Genomic DNA, 19,052 nt, shown 5'->3' with positions numbered 1-19,052 from the left:
AAAAGGATTCTTGTTAATTATTTACGTTGATATTTGTTCACTGCGTTGTTGTGATCGTCCAGATTGGCCGAAAACTGGCTGCTGCCATCACCACGCGCAACAAAGTACAAGGCATCAGTTTTCGCCGGATTCATGGCTGCATGCAAGGATTCTGCCCCCGGTAAAGCAATCGGCGTCGGCGGCAAGCCGGCACGCGTGTAGGTATTGTGTGGTGTATCGGTCAACAGATCGCGCTTGCGGATATTGCCTTTGAACTGATCACCCATGCCATAGATCACGGTTGGATCGGTTTGCAGCAACATGCCGTGCTTCAAACGATTGACGAAGACACCTGCGATCATGCTGCGCTCGGATTTCTTGCCGGTTTCTTTTTCGACGATGGAAGACATGATCAACGCTTCATACGGCGACGCATAAGGCAGTCCAGCATCACGTGCCGTCCACGCCTCGTTCAAACGCTTGATCATCAGGTTGTATGCCTGCTTGTAAATTTGCAGATCACTGGAATTTTTGGCAAACAGATAAGTGTCGGGATAGAACAAACCTTCCGGCAAGGCGTAATCACTGGAGATTTTCGCCATCAAGTCTTTATCCGACAAACCAGCTGTATCGTGTTTCAGTGCTGGATTGCTATCGATTGCCTGACGCATTTGCTTGAAGCTCCATCCTTCGATGATGGTCAGTGCTTCCTGTGCAAACTCACCGCGTACCAGTTGTTTGACCAATTGGTTCGGCGTAGTGCCAGGCTTCAGCTCATAGGTACCGGCTTTCAGTTTGGTGCTATTGCCCGTCATTTGCGCCAGCAAGGTCATCAGCCAGGAATTGACCGGCACGCCGGCATTATCGATTTGCTGCATGCTGCTTCGGAGGCTGCTGCCGGGAGCGATAGTGAACTCCATACTGGCAGTTTGCTCGGCAGGAATGATTGGCTTCTCAGCCCAAAACATGAAAGATGCGCCAGCGATGATGCCCAGCAAGATGATGCGCCTGAATAATTTTTTCAAAACAAGGTCTCGGTGAAATCGAAGGCAATCCGACGTGTTTTTGCCACGCCACTATAATCAGACCCTAATGATAATCGCTGAACCACCCAACGCTCCAATTTATTGATTGAAATTATGACTACATGGCTTACTTTTCTAACTGAACAAGGCGCAAAAATCAGCGCCGACGCCGCTCCGCGCGTGCTGTCTTTCGGTGCAGAAATACCGTCTGATACTGCAAAAACCAATTTTGTCACACCACTCACCCATCTCGGCCTGATCGCTGCAGTCGGTGAAGATGCACCACACTTTCTACATAATCAACTTACCAACGACGTAGAACACCTGAATAGCACCGAAGCACGACTGGCAGGTTACTGTTCGCCCAAAGGCCGCTTGCTGGCCAGCATGCTGATCTGGAAGACGGCTGACGGCATCATGCTGCAATTGCCACGTGAACTCCAGGCCGCGATACAAAAGCGCCTGCAAATGTTTGTATTGCGCGCAAAAGCCAAGTTATCTGACGCTACAGAAGATCACGTCATGCTGGGCTTGGCTGGTCCTGCTGTAGCAAGCTCATTAATGCCCTTCTTCCCTACATTGCCAGTGGCAATTTACGGCAAGATCGAATCAGCCGCCGGCACGCTGATACGCCATTCCAATGCATTTGGCGTGCCACGTTATCAATGGATTACGACGGCTGCACAGGCTATCGAAGCATGGCCAAAATTGACTGAAGTCTTGCAGGCCAGTGGCGCAGATGCATGGCAACTGGCAGAAATCGACAGCGGCGTGCCGCATATCACGCTCACAACACAAGAAAAATTCGTGCCGCAAATGATCAATTTTGAATTGATAGGCGGTGTGAACTTCAAGAAAGGTTGCTACCCAGGCCAGGAAATCGTCGCCCGCAGCCAATATCTCGGCAAACTCAAGCGCCGCATGCTGCATGCCAGCGTGGCTGCCACAGAGGTAGTACCAGGCACCGAAATTTTCTCCGCAAACGATCCCGAACAGCCTTGCGGCATGGTGGTCAATGCCGAACGTTCGAATGCGCAAACCATCGATTGTCTGGTCGAAATCAAGCTGGCTGCTACAGAATCCGAAGTCCATCTGGGCTCGGCACAAGGCCCTGTGTTGTCATTCCTGACCTTGCCTTACCCGCTCACCGATCCGGCAGTTTGAGCGGCGACAGCAGATTCATTTCAAATCACGGACAATAGGCCATGGATCTCTACATCTACTACCGCGTGCATGTGCGCGATGCAGAAATCTTCCGTGCAAAAATTTTGGCGATGCAAGATAATCTCGCCCGACTATACGGCGTCCGAACTGCGCTCAAGCGCAGACCGGATGAACAAGATGGCATGCATACATGGATGGAAGTCTATCTGGATGCTGCAGAGGATTTTGAAGCGAAACTGGAACAAGCCATAGGCGCACACCAGTTGTTGTCGTTAATCGATGGCAAACGCCATACGGAACAATTTTTGGATTTATCTTTATGTGCTTAATCGTCTTTGCATGGCATGTGATACCAGGCATGCCCTTGATCGCCGCAGGTAACCGCGACGAATTCTACGACCGTCCAGCCAAACCGGCAGACTGGTGGGACGATCATCCGCAAATTTACGCAGGACGCGATTTACAAGGCGGCGGCACCTGGATCGGTGTTTCCCGTGAAGGACGTTTTGCTGCATTGACCAATATTCGCGCACCTGCGGAAATGCGCAACGATGCACCATCGCGCGGCGCCTTGGTCACCAATTTTTTGGCAGGAACAATGAGTCCCGACGCATACGTCGAGGAACTCAAATCACACAAAGAAGATTACAACGGTTTCAATCTGCTCATCGGTGACAGCAATCAACTGGTCTGGTTTTCCAATCGTGGCGATGGTGACGAACGCAACGGCAAGGCATTGAGTCCTGGCATCTACGGTTTATCCAATTCCCTACTCGATTGCGCATGGCCAAAAGTCGTACGCACCAAGGCACAATTCGCCAGCCTGCTATGCCAGGGCGCACCGGAAGATGCTTATTTTGAGATGTTGACCGACACCACCTGCGCATCGGATTGTCGTCTGCCAAAAACCGGCGTCAGCATCGAGCGTGAACGACTGCTGTCAGCCGTCTGCATCGAATCACCCGACTACGGCACGCGCGTATCGACTTTGGTCAAATTGAATGGCGGCGGCCATCCGGTATTGATAGAGCGACCGACATTGGCCATGCGTTGAGCGCCAGCTCTACGAAAAATTATCGCTTCAGCTTGGCTCGCAACAGCTCTTTGATGTGCGGTATTTCTTCGTAGGGATCGTAAGGATTACGCTGCTGCACGATGTCCTCCATGCGTTTGCGCGCATTGCCCAAGGGCTCCAGATCAGAATAAATATAAAAACGATCGTCCCGTATCGCATCGAAAGTTAGTTCCGCCACTTCCGCAGCCGAAATTTTTCCCGACGCTACCGCTTTTTCTGAGAAAGACTGTGCCGCCCGTTGACTTGTGGTCGGCGCTGCATCATTTTGCATTTCATCCGGACGATTACGTTCCGATTGGTGGATACCGGTCGGCACAAAGAATGGACATAACAAGGAAGCGCTGATCGGCGCTTCGATCAAACGCAAATCCTGATACAAGGTTTCCGTCAAAGACACCACCGCATGTTTGGAGACGTTATAGATCCCCATCGTTGGCGCATTCTGCAAACCGGCAATCGAGGCGGTATTGACGATATGTCCTTCATACGCGGCATCGTGTTTGGCGCACTCCAGCATCAAGGGTGTAAAGATACGCACACCGTGTATCACGCCGAATACATTCACGCCCAAGACCCAATCCCAATCCGCTGCTGAATTTTCCCAAATCAAGCCGCCGGAACCAACACCAGCGTTATTGAAGAGCACATGCACGGCACCGAATCGCGCCATCGTCGCATCTGCCAAGGCTTGTACTTGTTCTGCCTTGCTCACATCGCAGTGCAGCGCCAGCACCTGGACGCCCTGCTCGATCAACTCAGCCTCAACACTATTCAATGCATCCTGCTGCACATCGGCCAGCACCAGCTTCATGCCCTGCCGTGCACCTAGACGCGCAAACTCACGTCCGAAACCGCTGCCAGCGCCGGTGATGACGGCAACTTTATTCTGAAAATTTTTCATGCCTGCTTTCAATCTGATTGCGTCATCTTCTTCGCGACATCGGTGCGGCGGATGAATTTGAAGGTCCCGCTGGATTTGGCAACCAGCTTGTCCGCATTCCACACTTCGCCCTCGCAAAAATAAATGCTGGAGGCAGCATGAATTACTTTGCCCTTGGCTATGATGCGTTCGCCTGCCACGCCACCTGGCTTCATGAAGCTGGTTTTCATCTCTATCGTCACGCCACCGCGTATGCCCGGCTCCAGCGAACGCCCTGCCAGCGACATTACATTGTCCAGCAAGGTCATGATGACGCCGCCGTGTGCGACATGCCAGCCATTGAGGTGACGCGCCTCCAAGGTAAGTGCAACGGTCCCGTGGCCGCCGCCAAAGTCGACAACTTCGACACCGAGTTCTTGCAGGAAGGGAATGGTGGGCTGTGATGCTTGTGTAGGGGGATTCGTCATTGCTGCTCTTCGTTACAAAATGGCGCCATTTTAGAGCCATAGTCCACTTACGCAAACCTTGTTCGAGATTTCACTCTCACATACAGAGCATAAATAAGCTTGCTTTATCTCTGAATCAGGCATGTTTGTTGTAATTCATATATGTAAGCGTTACGTAAGCTTCACGCAAGTATCCCGTAAGTTTCCAGTCGCACACTCCATTTGCGTACCCGATGTACGAATCTACTCGTGCGTCGAATATTAATAATTATTAAGGAGACGAACATGGCTACAGTGTCCACAACTGATAGCAGTATCACGCCGGAGGAGCGGAAAGTTATTTTCGCTTCTTCGCTAGGTACTGTATTTGAATGGTATGACTTTTATCTATACGGCTCACTAGCCGCAATTATTGCCAAGCAGTTCTTTGCTGGTACCGATCCGAATACGGCATTTATTTTCGCCTTGCTCGCCTTCGCTGCCGGTTTCATTGTTCGTCCTTTCGGCGCTATCGTGTTCGGCCGCCTGGGCGACATGATCGGTCGTAAATATACCTTCCTGGTCACTATCGTGATCATGGGTACATCCACCTTCATCGTCGGCTTGCTGCCGAACTATGCATCCATCGGTATCGCAGCACCTATCATCCTGATCATCCTGCGTATTTTGCAAGGCTTGGCACTGGGTGGTGAGTACGGTGGCGCAGCAACCTACGTTGCTGAGCATGCACCGCACGGCAAGCGCGGCGCATTCACCTCCTGGATTCAAACCACGGCAACCATGGGTCTGTTCATGTCGCTGCTGGTGATTCTGGGTACGCGTACTGCGATGGGCGAAGAAGCATTTGCCGATTGGGGCTGGCGCATTCCGTTCCTGGTCTCGGTTTTCCTGCTGGGTATCTCAGTCTGGATCCGTTTGTCCATGAACGAATCACCTGCCTTCTTGAAAATGAAGTCTGAAGGCAAAACTTCCAAAGCGCCTTTGACAGAAGCATTTGCAAAATGGGGTAACCTGAAGATCGTTATCCTGGCACTGATCGGCTTGACCGCAGGTCAAGCGGTGGTCTGGTACACAGGTCAGTTCTACGCGCTGTTCTTCCTGACGCAAACGCTGAAGGTCGATGGCCCAACTGCCAACATCCTGATCGCTGCATCGCTGTTGCTGGCAACACCGTTCTTCGTGATCTTCGGTTCGCTGTCCGATAAAATCGGCCGCAAACCTATCATCATGGCGGGCTGTCTGATTGCTGCGTTGACGTACTTCCCGATTTTCAACGCACTGACACACTATGCCAATCCGGCACTGGAAGCAGCATTGAAAAATGCTCCAGTAGTTGTCACCGCTGATCCAGCAACTTGCCAATTCCAGTTCAACCCAACTGGCACCAAAAAATTCACTTCGTCATGCGACATCGTGAAGGCGAAACTGGCAGCAGCTTCCGTTGGTTATTCAAATGAAGCGGCACCTGCAGGCACCACTGCTACGGTAAAAGTCGGCGACACACTGATTACATCATTCGATGCTAAAGGTTTGTCGAAAGAAGATGCTGCAGCCAAAGACAAAGCCTTCTCGAAAGAGTTGAGCGATGCGATCAAGGCCCACGGCTATCCAACCAAAGCTGACCCTAACCAAATCAACTACGGCATGACACTGTTGTTGCTGTTCATCCTCGTGATTTATGTCACGATGGTCTACGGTCCAATCGCAGCTATGCTGGTTGAAATGTTCCCAACCCGTATCCGCTACACGTCGATGTCCCTCCCTTACCATATCGGTAACGGCTGGTTCGGTGGCTTGTTACCAACCACAGCGTTTGCTCTGGTTGCATTCAAGGGCGATATTTACTACGGTCTCTGGTATCCAATCATCATCGCGTTGATCACCTTCGTTGTCGGTATGATCTTCGTGCGTGAAACCAAAGACAATGATATTTATGCCAACGACTAATAAGCGTTAAGCATACATTCAAGCTAGTCTTGAATAAAAAGCTGCCAGGCAATTTGCTGGCAGCTTTTTTTACGTGTTTATTTTGCTGCATTCAGACATCAGTTACCCTCAGGAAACACTAGCCTTAATCGCGATTTACGCTGTCCAAACACAGCAAGATTTGCTATTGTCTGTAAGTCAATAAATCACTTCTCGCACACCGTTCGAGAGCGCATCATCTTCAATTAATTTCCCCTCATGAATAAAAGCAACACACTCAATCGCATCGGCACTCCGCTGTCCAGCTCCGCCACCAAGGTCATGCTGCTTGGCTCTGGTGAACTTGGCAAAGAAGTCATTATTTCGCTGCAACGTCTGGGCGTCGAAGTCATCGCGGTGGATCGTTATGCCAATGCACCTGGCCACCAAGTAGCACATCGCTCTTATGTCATAGACATGACTGATGGTGTCGCGCTGGCAGAATTAATCAATCAAGAAAAGCCGGATTTGATCGTGCCTGAAATCGAGGCCATCGCCACTGCAAAACTTGTTGAAATGGAAAATGCCGGTAGCGTGCGCGTTATCCCGACCGCGCGCGCAGCGTGGCTGACGATGGACCGCGAAGGCATACGTCGTCTGGCGGCCGAAGAATTGGGCGTTGCCACTTCCCCATACCGCTTTGCGGACAGCTTGCAAGAACTCAAGGCTGGATGTGCAGAGATCGGTTTTCCATCCGTAGTAAAGCCTGTCATGTCTTCGTCCGGCAAAGGCCAATCCAAATTGAACAGCATGGACGATGTTGAAGCAGCATGGGATTGCGCCGCAGCTGGCGGCCGTGTTGATTCAGGTCGTGTGATTGTGGAAGGCTTTATCGATTTCGATTACGAGATCACCTTGCTGACCGTACGCGCCATCGGTGCCGATGGACAAACACATACGCATTTCTGCGAACCCATCGGTCACGTACAAGTGAATGGTGATTACGTTGAATCATGGCAGCCGCAACCCATGCATCCGGGCGCACTGCAAAAAGCACACGACATCGCAAAACGTGTAACTGACAACCTCGGCGGCCTAGGTCTGTTCGGTGTTGAATTATTCGTCAAGAACGATATAGTCTGGTTCTCGGAAGTCAGCCCACGTCCGCACGATACCGGCATGGTCACCATGGCCAGTCAGGAACAAAGCGAATTTGAATTACACGCCAAAGCTATCCTTGGCCTGCCCGTCAATGTCGCGCTGAGAACGCCAGCCGCCTCCGCCGTCATTTATGGTCGTCATGACAGCAAAGCAGTGGCATTTGAAGGCGTCGCCGATGCCTTGCAAGTTCCAGGTACCGATATCCGACTGTTCGGCAAGCCGGAGTCGTTTGCACGTCGTCGTATGGGTGTTGCGCTTGCCAGCGCCGCCGATATCGAGACTGCACGCCATAACGCTAAAGCCGCCGCAGCGAAAGTCCAACCGGTCATACCCAACTAATGAAAACGCCGCATTTCCGTGGCATAGATATCTTTGCAGGGCACGATATTTATCGTGCCGTCTCCCTGCTCCTCTATGCGGCGCTTTTATTTAATGTTGTTCTACTGGTGTATGACAGTCACCTGAGCTTGTCTCCGCTCGGCGTGGCTGCCGCAGCATTACTCATCGCATTACTGATTGCTTCCTTCGTACGCTACTTTTGGCTTCACAGCGTCGTCCTCGGGGAAGCATTTTTTCTATGCGAAATAGTCATTGCGACCTTCATCATCGCAGTACTCTCTTCCTACAATTCGATGCCGTGGCTGATTGTTATCGCCGGCATTTCTCCATTGGTGTTACGTCCGCGTATCGCGCTGATCGTGATTGCGATACTGGCTGGCATAGGCTACTTTTTGACGCATTATTTCGGCGCAAAAATCAGTGACTTGCTGCCGGATTTTTTCGCCACGCTTTGCATCGGCTGGCTAGCCGTACTCCTTGCCAAAACGCTTCACCTTAACCGTCTCACGCTCAAGCAGGCTCATACCAACGAGCGTCGCTTCAATGCCATCGCACGCGTTACCCGCCATATCTTTATCATCACGGACTCGCACTATCACATCAAGTTTGCCAATCCTGCCTTGCAGGAAGTCATAGGCTACGATGCTGATGAAGTCATCAAGCACGCCATGAAGCCTGTCTTGCATGCAGATGACGAGGCAGAACACCAAGAGAAGCTGCGCCATCTACGTGATACACCGCACAGCACGATATTCTCGCGTCACCGTACACGCCATAAAGACGGCCATTGGATATGGCTGGAAACGCGTGGCTACAACATGCTGCATGATGCCGCCATCAATGGTCTGGTTTTCAGCATCGAAGATGTCACGCTGCAAAGAGACGCAGAACAAAAATTACAGGAAGAAACCGCCTTGCTGCGTGCGGTACTCGATCTCAATCCATCGATGATCTATGCGAAGGATAGCGAAGGCCGCTTCACCATCAGCAATCAAAGTTTCCAGAAACGTTTCGGCTATGACAGCGAAGAAGAGTTACGTGGCAAAACCGCGTATGAACTCTGCCTGAAAATGGCGGCAAAAGACGATGAATTAAGTGCGCGTGATATCGCCGACGAAATTCATCGTCAGGATCTGCAAGTCATGAGAACCGACGTACCCTTGCAAGATATAGAGGTACAGGGATTCTGGCGTCACGATATGGATCGCTGGTTCCACACCAGCAAATATCCATTGCCCGATGTGAAAGGCAACACCATAGGCGTGCTCGGTGTCACGCGCGACATCACAAAACGCAAAAATACTGAGCTGAAAATTGAGTATCAGGCTATGCACGACATACTCACGGACTTGCCGAACCGTCGTTTCCTGGTCAATACATTGACTACGGCGATGGAAGCAAGCCGACAACGTCAATCCAGCCTGACGATGCTGTTCTGCGATCTGGATTTCTTTAAAAGCGTCAACGACACACATGGTCACGACTTTGGTGATCAATGCCTGATAGAAACCAGCAAGCGCATCGTTGCAGCTTTACCGAAGAGCGACTTCGTTGCACGCTTTGGCGGCAATGAATTCGTGATCCTGACCAATTCATCGCTGGCAGAAGCTACCGTCAAGGCAAATGCCATCATGCGCGCCGTATCTGAGCGTCTGATCTTTGACAACGTCGCAGTGAAGATACAAACCAGCATAGGCATCGCGCAACTCAACGTCGATCATCAAAGTCCTGCTGATCTGATACGTGATGCTGATGCCGCAATGTATCAAGCCAAAGAGCGCGGACGTAATCGGGCAGAAATTTACGATGCGGCATTGCAGAGCAAATCCACCAAGCATGCACGCATGGATGTGGCCTTGCGCTTTGCATTGGAGCGCGAAGAGTTATCCGTTGCATATCAACCAAAGATATCGCTGACGGACGGTAGCGTCCAAGGCTTTGAATTACTGTTGCGCTGGAATAGTCCTGAGTACGGAATGGTTTCACCTAACGAGTTCATTCCGATTGCAGAAACCTCCGGCATGGTCGTACCTATCGGCATGTGGGCCATGGAACAAGCCTGCAGCCAACTCGCGGCATGGCAGACCCAATATCCAGAGATGGGAGACATTACGATCGCAGTAAATGTCTCGATGCGACAGTTATTACAGACCTCATTCTTCACTCAAGTACGCGACATCCTGGAGAGCACCGGCGTTGTGCCGCACATGGTTGAATTGGAACTGACAGAAACATCTGCCATGGCCAATCCATTGCAAACGATGGAAAACCTGTCGATGCTGAAGAAACTCGGTGTGCGTCTAGCGCTCGATGATTTCGGCACCGGTTACTCATCCCTCGCCTACCTGCAAAAACTGCCTATCGACATACTTAAAATCGACAAGGCATTTGTCCGCGGACTGGGAACAAATCAAAGTGATATGGAAATTATTCGCCTGATGATGGCACTGGCGCAAACGCTGAATCTGCAAACCACAGCAGAAGGTGTAGAAACCTTTGAGCAGCTCCACGAGTTGAAGAAAATGGGCTGCGATTTAGGACAGGGCTTCCTGTTCTCTATGCCGTTGACAGCACAGGAAGCGGAAGCCCTGATTTGTTCATCTCATCGATTCCCGTTGATGCTGGTGTAAGACATAACGGCAATAAATGGATACGCACTCACCCGCAATGGATGAGTGGCAGATAACTCAAGCGCCTAACTTGGTGTTAGTCAGATCCAGTATTTTTTCCGGCTGATCGGCTGCCTGCGGACTTTCATTATTCAATTCCGAGTGCAACTTCTCCATATCCAGATCATTGACCCACTTCGCCACCACCAAGGTAGCGACACCGTTACCGATGGTGTTGGTCAATGCGCGCGCCTCAGACATGAAACGATCGATCCCGAGTATCAGCGCCAAGCCGGCAACAGGCACATGGCCAACTGCCGATAGCGTAGCCGCCAGCACGATAAAACCGCTACCAGTAATTCCCGCCGCACCTTTGGACGTCAACAACAAGACTGCCAGCAAGGTCACTTGCTGCATGAGACTCATGGGCGTATCGGTTGCTTGTGCGATAAAGACCGCAGCCATCGTCAGATAGATCGCAGTGCCGTCCAAGTTGAACGAGTAACCGGTTGGAATTACCAGGCCGACTACCGATTTCTTGACGCCCAGATTTTCCATCTTGGCTATCATGCGCGGCAACACCGACTCAGACGATGAAGTACCGAGCACGATCAGCAATTCTTCCTTGATGTATTTAACGAACTTCCAGACGCTGAAGCCGTGCAAACGCGTCACGATTCCTAGCACGATAAAAATGAAGAGCAAACACGTCAGATAGAAAGTCCCCATCAATTTACCCAGAGACAATAGCGAGCTGATGCCGTACTTACCTATCGTGAATGCCATCGCGCCGAACGCACCGATAGGTGCTGCCTTCATGATCATGCCGACGATAGAGAACAGAACGTGTGAAATTTTTTCGATAAAGTCGAAAATCATAGTGCCGCGTCCACCCAACTTCTGTAGAGCAAAACCGAACAAAACAGAAACCAGCAGCACTTGCAATACATCACCCTTGGCAAATGCATCCATCATGCTAGTCGGGATGATGTTCATGACAAACTGAGTCACTGTCTCCATCTTGCCGGGTGCGGTATACGCTGTGATGCTTGATGTGTCGATGGTGCTGACATCAATGTGCATGCCCACACCTGGTTGCAGTACATTGACAATAATCAAGCCAACCAAAAGCGCAACCGTACTCATGACTTCAAAATAAAGAAGGGCAAGACCACCTGTCTTGCCCACTTTTTTCATATCTTCCATACCGGCGATACCAATCACCACCGTACAGAAAATAACTGGCGCGATAATCATCTTGATCAATTTGATGAAACCATCGCCTAGAGGTTTCATCGCCGTACCTGTCTCCGGTACAAAATGACCCAACAATACCCCGATAATGATGGCGCAGATAACCTGTGCATAAAGGGATTTATATAGAGGCTGCTTTTGCATTTTTTTCTTTTCTTTGAAAGAGGGGAACAACCAATCCGATCGAGGTCATGTCCATCGTAGACAGGCATACCTTGCATCGACCTACTGCTATGCCTAAGAGAAGATCATGCTAGACCTCTTTTAGGCAGTCCATGTGGAAAAAGATTCACTCAGGCATGACAAATAAAGCACCGTTTTAAGGCGGCTCTGAAACTGACTTTCGCCTTTGTACATGCCCTTTTGGATGGTACTACTACGACAGCCCGCAGTGCGTTACCATACGGTAATCAGGCAGCAGGATAGCCGCGTCGCCAAACCTGCCTTTTTTAACGCTTTGCTCACATCTCTCCGATATTCCGCGCGTTTTTGGTGCGTGGATTGCGCGACTTCTCGCCAAATCGAATATAGTCATGGGCAAACTTATCCTTACTACAAACATTTATGAAATTTGATGTCGCGATTGTCGGCAGCGGACTGGCAGGACTTTCCGTTGCACTCCACTTGGCTGAAACCCGTAAAGTTGCTGTCATTTCCAAACGCACGCTGCTAGACGGTGCCAGCAGCTGGGCACAAGGCGGTATTGCTGCTGTTCTGGATTCCAACGATAGCTATGACGAACACGTCGCCGATACGCTGGTTGCTGGCGGCGGCCTGTGCGATGAAGCAGCAACCCGCTTCATCGTCGAACACGGTCGCGAAGCGATTGAATGGCTGATCGCGCAAGGCGTCCCTTTCACACCCGATCCGACTGCTGAACTCGGCTTCCATCTGACACGCGAAGGTGGCCACGGTCAGCGCCGCATCATTCACGCCGCCGATGCAACCGGTCACGCGGTACAAGTTACTCTGGAGCAAAAGGTTCGCTCGCATCCGAACATCACGTTGCTCGAACATCACTACGCAATTGACGTCATCAACTCCGACAAACTGGAGCAGAAAAAACGCGGCCCGCGCTGCCTCGGTTTGTATGTACAAGACGTCAAAAGCGGCAAGGTCATTACCATTTCAGCCGAGCACACAGTGCTCGCCACTGGTGGTGCTGGTAAGGTTTATCTGTACACCACCAATCCGGATACGGCGACTGGCGACGGCATTGCAATGGCATGGCGCGCAGGTTGTCGCATCGCCAATATGGAATTCATCCAGTTCCACCCAACTTGCCTGTATCACCCTTACGCAAAATCCTTCCTGATCACGGAAGCAGTACGTGGCGAAGGCGGCGTATTGAAACTCCCGGTCAGCGCCGGTAGAGATGGCGGAAAACGTTTCATGCCTGCGCATGACGAACGCGCCGAACTGGCACCGCGCGATATCGTCGCTCGTGCCATCGATGCCGAGATGAAAAAACGCGGCCTCGATTACGTCGACCTCGACATCAGTGACAAGTCACCGGAGTTCCTGAAAGAACACTTCCCGACCATCATGGCACGCTGTCTGGAACTTGGTATCGATATGACCAAGCAACCTATCCCAGTCGTGCCAGCTGCACATTACACCTGTGGCGGCATCATCACTGACCTCTCCGGTCGCACTGATCTGCCGGGCTTGTACGCGGTAGGTGAAGCAACTTACACCGGCCTGCACGGTGCCAATCGCCTAGCCAGCAATTCGCTGTTGGAATGCTTGGTACTCGGCCGTGCAACGGCAAAATATATCGACGAACAACCGAAACAGAAACTCGTCACCCTGCCCGCCTGGGATGAAAGCCGCGTCACCGATGCCGATGAAGAAGTCATCATCGCCAATAACTGGGATGAGCTGCGTCGCTTCATGTGGAACTACGTCGGCATCGTACGTACTACCAAACGTCTGGAACGCGCACAGCATCGTATCCGTTTGTTGAAGGAAGAAATCGACGAGTACTACGCGAACTTCCGCATCACGCCGGATTTGCTGGAGTTGCGTAATCTGGTTGAAGTCGCGTCGCTGATCGTCAATAGCGCACTGTCCCGCCGCGAAAGCCGTGGCTTGCATTTCAGCCGAGATTATCCGGATACCTTGCCTAAGGCTTTGCCTAGTGTGTTATCGCCAGACCGCAAGCATTGAGATTGGAATGTTTTACAAAAAAGCCGCTCAAAGCGGCTTTTTATCAAACGGGAAATTCTATTTCGTCTCGATGATACGCAAGGAATAATCAGTCGCCCGCACATCCTTGGTCAAAGCACCTATCGAAATCCGATCGACACCGGTTTCTGCAATCGCCCGCAGCGACTCGCGGCTGATACCACCCGAAGCTTCGAGCAAGGCACGCCCGGCCGTCAATGCAACCGCCTCGCGCATATCCGCCAGCGAGAAGTTATCCAGCAAGACCGATTCAGCACCAGCATCCAGGGCGTCCTTCAGCTCGACCAGATTCTCCACCTCGATCTGTATCGTCACGCCGGCTTTCAGCGCCAACGCCGCTTCCATCGCTGCACGCACGCCGCCAGCAGCGGCGATATGATTTTCTTTGATCAGGATGCCGTCATACAGCGCCAGGCGCTGATTTTTACCGCCACCCACACGTACGGCATACTTCTGTGCCAAACGCAGCCCTGGCAGCGTTTTACGCGTATCCAGGATCGCGGCCTTGGTACCGCTCACGATACCGGTGTATTCACGCGTCGCGCTGGCTACACCTGATAACAATTGCAGGAAGTTCAGGGCCGAGCGTTCTCCGGTCAGCAAGGCGCGCGCCGGTGCTTCAATCGCACACACTTCACTGTCGGCTGTCATCACATCGCCTTCAGCGTAATGCCAGGTAATCTTGATACGCGCATCGAGGCGCTTCATCACGCATTCAAACCACGGCGCACCGCACAGCACTGCCGCTTCGCGCACGATCACGCGGGCTTGGACAATTTCCTGCTCAGGTACCAGCTTGCCGGTGACGTCACCGGTGCCGACATCTTCCGCCAAAGCGGTTTCGATATTGCGTTCAAACGCTGCAGCCAGTGCAGCATCGAATGGAGCAAAGGGATTACGCAACAAACTCATGCCGGTCCTATTCCTGAAAACAGTTGTTGTTCTTTCGCCAGATCGCTGGATGGACGCACATTGGCTTTTTCTGCTGCAGCAAAGTCCAACATACGATCGATACAGACAGTCGCCTTGCGGCCGATTTCTGGATCAACGTGAATTTCATTGCGACCGGATTCCAATACGTCAGCCAGATTCTGCAAGCCGTTCATCGCCATCCATGGGCAATGTGCACAGCTCTTGCAAGTTGCACTATTGCCAGCTGTCGGCGCATCAATGAAGATTTTGCCAGGTGCTGCGGCTTTCATTTTGTGCAAAATGCCGTTATCGGTCGCGACGATGAATTCCGGTGCATCCATGGTTTGCGCAGCGTGTATCAACTGCGAAGTCGAACCAATAGCGTCAGCCAATGCGACGACGGATGCCGGCGACTCTGGATGCACCAGCACTTTTGCAAGTGGGTGTTCCTTCTTCAGCAATTCCAGTTCGACGGCTTTGAACTCATCGTGCACCAGGCAGGAGCCTTGCCACAGCAGCATGTCTGCGCCAGTTTGCTTTTGAATGTAACCACCAAGATGTTTGTCCGGTGCCCACAGAATTTTTTTACCTTGTGCGTGCAGATGCGCAACGATTTTCAAACCGATGGATGAAGTTACCATCCAGTCGGCGCGTGCTTTTACTGCTGCGCTGGTATTCGCATATACGACGACTACGCGATCAGGGTGTGCATCGCAGAAAGCAGAAAACTCATCCGTCGGGCAACCCAGATCGAGCGAGCACGTCGCGTCCAGATCTGGCATCAAGATGGTTTTTTCCGGGCTCAAAATCTTGGCGGTCTCTCCCATGAATTTCACACCGGCGACTACCAAGGTCTTGGCCGGATGATCACGGCCAAAGCGCGCCATCTCCAGCGAGTCAGAAACACAACCACCAGTTTCTTCCGCCAGATCCTGCAAGTCGGAATCAACGTAGTAATGCGCGACCAGAACGGCTTCACGCTCTTTCAACAAACGCTTGATGCGTTCCTTCAATGCGATTTTTTCTTCCGGCGATGACGTGGCCGGCGTCCGCGCCCATGCATGTGCAGTGCAGCTGGTACCAGCTTGCATGGCAGGACGTTCGAATTCAACGGTTTTGATTGGCTGGATTTGCATGGCTAGTCGGATAATTGAATGCGATGGATTATTTATTCGTGTCGCGATTACAGCAGGCTTTATCAACAGTATGTATTGCCTTGCTGAATCCCTTTAGAAGGGAATGGCGGTGTCGTCGAATTGTAGCGCTATTTTTATATGAGGGTTCTTGACTCGCATGCAATACATTCTTGCCTGCGAATGTGAAAAAGCGCGACGGGGAAGATTCCGCGCCGCGCTTTTACATTACCAGTATTACTCGATGCCTTGGCTGGACAAGTATTCTTCGTACGTACCTTGGAAGTCGATGATTTCACCATCTTTCACTTCCAGCACACGAGTTGCCAGCGAGGATACGAACTCACGATCGTGCGAAACGAAAATCAGTGTGCCGGCGTATTTTTCCAGCGCAATGTTCAAGGATTCAATCGATTCCATGTCCATGTGATTGGTCGGCTCATCCATCAGCAAGACGTTGTGACGGCCCAGCATCAATTTGCCGTAGGTCATGCGACCTTTTTCACCGCCGGACAAGACTTTGACCGATTTCTTCACATCATCGCCACCAAACAGCAAACGGCCGAGAATGGAGCGCACGGCTTGATCATCGTCGCCTTCCTGCGTCCATTGACCCATCCAGTCGCTCAAATTTTTGTCGCTGGCGAAGTCTTCGGTCGGATCTTGCGGCATGTAGCCGACGTTGGCGTTTTCTGCCCATTTGATACGGCCTTGATCAGCGGACAAGCCTGTGATGTCTTCACCGCCGATGCAACGCAGCAAGGTCGTTTTACCGGCACCGTTGGCACCGATGATCGCGATACGTTCGCCTGCTTCAACCATGATGCTGAAGTTCTTGAACAGTTGGCGATCGAATGCCTTGGTGATGGTTTCTGTTTCCACTGCCAGACGATGCAGCTTCTTCTCACCGTCAAAACGCACAAATGGATAAGCACGTGACGATGGCTTGATATCGTCAACCTTGATTTTTTCGATTTGCTTGGCGCGCGATGTAGCCTGGCGTGCCTTCGATTTATTCGCGGCAAAGCGGCGTACAAATTCCTGTAGCTCGGCGACTTTATCTTTTGCTTTCGCATTGTTGGCCAGTTGCTGATTACGCGCCTGGGTCGAAGCGAACATGTAGTCGTCGTAATTGCCTGGATAAATCTTCAGGGTGCCGTAGTCCATATCGGCCACGTGTGTACACACTTGATTCAAGAAGTGACGATCATGGGAAATGATGATCATGGTGGAGTTGCGCTCGTTGAGCACATCTTCCAGCCAGCGAATCGTGTTGATGTCCAGATTGTTGGTCGGTTCGTCGAGCAGCAGAATGTCTGGATTCGAGAACAAGGCTTGCGCCAACAATACGCGCAGCTTCCAGCCTGGCGATACATTGCTCATCGGACCTTGGTGCAAATCGATTGCAACGCCGGCACCCAGTAGCAACTCGCCCGCACGCGATTCTGCTGTGTAGCCATCGTACTCAGCAAACTTCGCTTCGAGATCCGCAGCCTTCATGTAGTCGTCGTCGGTTGCGTCTGGGTTCGCGTAAATTGCATCGCGCTCAGCCATCGCTGCCCACATCTCTGTGTGACCCATCATCACAACATCCAACACGCGCATTTCTTCAAACGCGAATTGATCCTGGCGCAATTTACCCAAACGTTCGTTTGGATCGAGCATGACCGTACCGGCGGACGAATCGAGATCGCCACCGAGGATTTTCATGAATGTGGATTTGCCGCAACCGTTGGCACCAATCAGGCCGTAGCGGTTGCCGTCGCCAAACTTGACGGAAATGTTTTCAAACAGCGGCTTGGGGCCGAACTGCATCGTGATATTAGCTGTGGATAACACTGATAAAGCCTTTGCGGATATGAATTCGAATAACCTTCTATTCTATCATCTCAGAGGGGTGATCTGCTTTGAACGCAGGATACGGCGGAGTGAATCGCACTACTGGCCATGCTAATCGGCAGTCGTTTATTATTTTTTGGCTAACAAAACAACGATGGCGACAGGCGATTATTGCCTCGCTTCATCTCGCCAGGTTCGGATAGCCCTGCATCGTCAACGTAAAAGAATCAGCTTGTGAACGCAGCGTGGCCTGCGCACCAACCACCAACGTCGCCTTGTCACGACCATGTCCAAATGGCAAGCCGGTTAGTACTGGCACAGGCAAATTCTCTCGCAAATACGCCACCATCTGCGCAAAGTCATAACCGTTGTCGTAGTCGGTCAAACGATAAGCGGAAAAATCGCCCAGCAATATCGCTTTTTGATGATCGAGCACACCTGCATGCAATAACTGCAACATCATCCGTTCAACACGGTATGGATGCTCGTTCACGTCCTCAACAAACAGTATGCCGCCCTGCACTTGCGGCAAGTAAGGCGAACCCACCAGATGGGCCAGCATCGCCAGATTGCCGCCCCACAATGTGCCATTTACATCTAATGTTGGATTGCCTTCAGTTTGTGCTGTCAGCGCATGTTCTTTCTGCGTAATGCAATGCCAGAAATTACTCAGCGTGTATGCGCTCAATTCATCGCGCACAAAGTCGTCGCACAACATCGGACCGGAAAAACTGATCGCGCCAGTTTGCGCCAGCAAGCCCATCTGCAAAGCTGTGAAGTCGCTGTGTCCGACAAACAATTTCCCGCTGGCAGCCAGCATCTTGAAATCCAGCGACGGCAATAATCGCGTCAAGCCATAGCCGCCGCGCAATGCCAACACGATGTCGACTTCAGGATCTTGTGCTGCTGCATATAACTGCGCAACCCGCTCATCGTCCGTTGCGCCAAAGCGCTGGAATTTTCTGGAGGAATCAGTGAAATTTCGTACCTGACATCCTTGCGCCTGCAGTGTCGCAATTCCGCGTTCAACCGCATCGGGATTCACCGCATAACCGCTGGGAGAAACAAGCGCGACAACAGGTTGCCTATCGTCACTAACTGTTGTGAGCTTGCGTATGGATAAATTCAATTCAGCGTTCATTTT

Annotated in this window: 15 protein-coding genes; 7 read left to right on the top strand and 8 right to left on the bottom strand. The window is 51.5% G+C overall.

Features of this window, described 5'->3' with window-relative positions; all coding sequences use genetic code 11:
- Positions 1–17 precede the first annotated feature (17 nt).
- Positions 18–1,004 carry an endolytic transglycosylase MltG gene (gene mltG, locus BQ6873_RS01765; protein WP_076591122.1) on the bottom strand — a complete coding sequence of 329 codons (987 nt, stop codon included), beginning with the start codon at positions 1,002–1,004 and terminating at the stop codon, positions 18–20.
- A gap of 114 nt (positions 1,005–1,118) precedes the next feature.
- Between mltG and ygfZ the strand changes: the two genes are divergently transcribed.
- Genes ygfZ through BQ6873_RS01750 form a run of 3 tightly spaced genes read left to right on the top strand, consistent with a single transcriptional unit; the run spans position 1,119 to position 3,222 of the window.
- Positions 1,119–2,168: a CAF17-like 4Fe-4S cluster assembly/insertion protein YgfZ gene (ygfZ, locus tag BQ6873_RS01760; protein WP_076591121.1), complete on the top strand. Its 1,050-nt coding sequence runs from the start codon at positions 1,119–1,121 to the stop codon at positions 2,166–2,168.
- 41 nt (positions 2,169–2,209) lie between these two features.
- Positions 2,210–2,497, top strand: coding sequence for a DUF4936 family protein (locus tag BQ6873_RS01755; protein WP_076591120.1), 288 nt, complete (start codon positions 2,210–2,212; stop codon positions 2,495–2,497).
- Positions 2,488–3,222 (top strand): NRDE family protein, encoded by a 735-nt coding sequence (locus BQ6873_RS01750; RefSeq protein ID WP_076591119.1) that lies wholly within the window; start codon positions 2,488–2,490, stop codon positions 3,220–3,222. The genes BQ6873_RS01755 and BQ6873_RS01750 overlap by 10 nt, the downstream gene beginning before the upstream one ends.
- Positions 3,223–3,241: 19 nt before the next feature.
- On the opposite strand, the gene BQ6873_RS01745 is transcribed toward BQ6873_RS01750, so the two are convergent.
- Positions 3,242–4,144, bottom strand: a complete 903-nt coding sequence (locus BQ6873_RS01745; RefSeq protein WP_076593890.1) for an SDR family oxidoreductase — start codon at positions 4,142–4,144, stop codon at positions 3,242–3,244.
- Between the two features lie 8 nt (positions 4,145–4,152).
- Positions 4,153–4,590 (bottom strand): PaaI family thioesterase, encoded by a 438-nt coding sequence (locus tag BQ6873_RS01740; protein ID WP_076591118.1) that lies wholly within the window; start codon positions 4,588–4,590, stop codon positions 4,153–4,155.
- Positions 4,591–4,854: 264 nt separating this feature from the next.
- Between BQ6873_RS01740 and BQ6873_RS01735 the strand changes: the two genes are divergently transcribed.
- From BQ6873_RS01735 to BQ6873_RS01725, 3 genes are all read left to right on the top strand, one after another.
- Positions 4,855–6,516, top strand: a complete 1,662-nt coding sequence (locus tag BQ6873_RS01735; RefSeq protein WP_076591117.1) for an MFS transporter — start codon at positions 4,855–4,857, stop codon at positions 6,514–6,516.
- Between the two features lie 237 nt (positions 6,517–6,753).
- Positions 6,754–7,974, top strand: coding sequence for a formate-dependent phosphoribosylglycinamide formyltransferase (gene purT, locus BQ6873_RS01730; RefSeq protein WP_076591116.1), 1,221 nt, complete (start codon positions 6,754–6,756; stop codon positions 7,972–7,974).
- Positions 7,974–10,604 carry a putative bifunctional diguanylate cyclase/phosphodiesterase gene (locus tag BQ6873_RS01725; protein ID WP_076591115.1) on the top strand — a complete coding sequence of 877 codons (2,631 nt, stop codon included), beginning with the start codon at positions 7,974–7,976 and terminating at the stop codon, positions 10,602–10,604. Before purT ends, BQ6873_RS01725 begins: the two co-directional genes overlap by 1 nt.
- Before the next feature lie 57 nt (positions 10,605–10,661).
- On the opposite strand, the gene BQ6873_RS01720 is transcribed toward BQ6873_RS01725, so the two are convergent.
- Entirely contained in the window at positions 10,662–11,981 is a 1,320-nt protein-coding gene (locus tag BQ6873_RS01720; RefSeq protein ID WP_076591114.1) for a dicarboxylate/amino acid:cation symporter, read from the bottom strand.
- Positions 11,982–12,401: 420 nt separating this feature from the next.
- On the opposite strand from BQ6873_RS01720, the gene nadB reads away from it, so the two are divergent.
- Positions 12,402–14,006, top strand: coding sequence for an L-aspartate oxidase (nadB, locus tag BQ6873_RS01715; RefSeq protein WP_076591113.1), 1,605 nt, complete (start codon positions 12,402–12,404; stop codon positions 14,004–14,006).
- 57 nt (positions 14,007–14,063) lie between these two features.
- On the opposite strand, the gene nadC is transcribed toward nadB, so the two are convergent.
- From nadC to ldcA, 4 genes are all read right to left on the bottom strand, one after another.
- On the bottom strand, positions 14,064–14,936 hold the full coding sequence (nadC, locus tag BQ6873_RS01710; protein ID WP_076591112.1) for a carboxylating nicotinate-nucleotide diphosphorylase: 873 nt from the start codon (positions 14,934–14,936) through the stop codon (positions 14,064–14,066).
- Entirely contained in the window at positions 14,933–16,072 is a 1,140-nt protein-coding gene (gene nadA / locus BQ6873_RS01705) for a quinolinate synthase NadA (RefSeq protein WP_076591111.1), read from the bottom strand. The genes nadC and nadA overlap by 4 nt, the downstream gene beginning before the upstream one ends.
- A gap of 234 nt (positions 16,073–16,306) precedes the next feature.
- Positions 16,307–17,908: an ABC-F family ATPase gene (locus tag BQ6873_RS01700; protein WP_076591110.1), complete on the bottom strand. Its 1,602-nt coding sequence runs from the start codon at positions 17,906–17,908 to the stop codon at positions 16,307–16,309.
- A gap of 181 nt (positions 17,909–18,089) precedes the next feature.
- Positions 18,090–19,049, bottom strand: a complete 960-nt coding sequence (gene ldcA / locus BQ6873_RS01695; RefSeq protein WP_076591109.1) for a muramoyltetrapeptide carboxypeptidase — start codon at positions 19,047–19,049, stop codon at positions 18,090–18,092.
- Between the last annotated feature and the right edge of the window lie 3 nt (positions 19,050–19,052).

It is taken from the genome of Herminiimonas arsenitoxidans (assembly GCF_900130075.1).
Taxonomy (GTDB): domain Bacteria; phylum Pseudomonadota; class Gammaproteobacteria; order Burkholderiales; family Burkholderiaceae_D; genus Oxalicibacterium; species Oxalicibacterium arsenitoxidans.
Note: the sequence above shows the minus strand (reverse complement) of the source record. Positions and strands in the feature narration are given on the sequence as shown.